The following is a 1,154-nucleotide window of genomic DNA, read 5'->3' as shown; positions in this document are numbered from 1 at the left end:
TTGCCATGGATTCTGTTCTCAAGGCTGCGTCCTAACCGTATTGACTAGTGCTATAGAGATTTATTAATAAAATTTAAGACTCAAATGTTAGTTTTTGCTGTATTGTGGGTATTATCCTTAATAGAGGGTAGAGTTAATTAAGTATTTTCCACAGGAAGTTAAACAACATGACCAGTTCCAGTAAAGATTATTTTGTTGTCCGTCAAGCCAAAGAAAAACGCAAAAAGAAGCTTTTAGCGATTATTTCTGTGGTTTCCTTTGGTGGTTCTATGCTGTTTGGTGCAGTAGTTACAATCAGACAAGCTATGCGAACTCCCCAAGCACAGCCAGAAACTATCTCTGTAGAGGATTCATTGCAACAACAACCAGAGGGTTATGAATTGGTTTTACAAAGAGAACCAGAAAATCGAATGGCTTGAGAACAATTATCTTTATTGCGGATACGATTGGAGGATTTTACAGGTGCAATGGAACCTTTAGAAAAGTTAATATCTTTGCATCCTGAACGCGAAGATTATCAGGTCATGTTAGACAATGTTAAAACATGGCAATCAGTAAGTGAATAATTTTAAACTATTTGCAGGTTGATAGGAAAAATAATACTAAATATCTTGCTTACAATTAGCTATTGATATAGAGTGAATAATCAATTTTTTCATATCTTCAAAAGAATATAAAGACACATATATTTAGGTTTTGGTAGCTATAAATGTGAAGGATTAATTAGTATATATAAATTATTAAATTCGCGATTGAGGTGTAGAGTATATATTGTTATTAATATAACTCAAATTTATCCGTTGGAAGATATTACTGTAGAAGGTTTTAAAGGAGTCATCAGTCATGGATTTAAACGAATCACTCCAATTAAATGAATATTTAGAATGTAAAAAGCAGAATTTACATAAAGAAGAAGTTTTACGAAAAATATCTGCTAAAAATAACAATGTCATTACAAAATTGTTATCTGATAATAAACCTATTAAACTGGAATTAGGTGCAGGACAAGAACGCCAATTAGAAGGATGGACTACTATAGACATAAGGTGCGAGACGTTTAGGAGTCAAATAAGGCTGCAATGCCTGGAATAACCTCCTAGTGGTACTTTCACCCCTTGGTGGAATAAAAGGGACTCGTACCCTGACCATCCCAT

The 1,154-nt window shown here is 33.5% G+C and carries 3 protein-coding genes; all 3 read left to right on the top strand.

Features of this window, described 5'->3' with window-relative positions:
* Positions 1-167 precede the first annotated feature (167 nt).
* The 3 genes from P5674_RS24975 (at position 168) to P5674_RS24965 (ending at position 1,092) form a co-directional block, all read left to right on the top strand.
* Complete coding sequence (locus P5674_RS24975; RefSeq protein WP_006615918.1) at positions 168-419, top strand: hypothetical protein; 252 nt, start codon at positions 168-170, stop codon at positions 417-419.
* A gap of 15 nt (positions 420-434) precedes the next feature.
* Entirely contained in the window at positions 435-566 is a 132-nt protein-coding gene (locus tag P5674_RS24970) for a hypothetical protein (protein ID WP_286146584.1), read from the top strand.
* A 277-nt stretch (positions 567-843) separates the two neighbouring features.
* The gene (locus P5674_RS24965) at positions 844-1,092 is read left to right on the top strand and encodes a hypothetical protein (protein WP_006615919.1); all 249 of its coding nucleotides are present in this window, start codon (positions 844-846) and stop codon (positions 1,090-1,092) included.
* Positions 1,093-1,154 lie beyond the last annotated feature (62 nt).

The organism is Limnospira sp. PMC 289.06, from assembly GCF_032350395.1.
Classification (GTDB): domain Bacteria; phylum Cyanobacteriota; class Cyanobacteriia; order Cyanobacteriales; family Microcoleaceae; genus Limnospira; species Limnospira platensis.
Note: the sequence above shows the minus strand (reverse complement) of the source record. Positions and strands in the feature narration are given on the sequence as shown.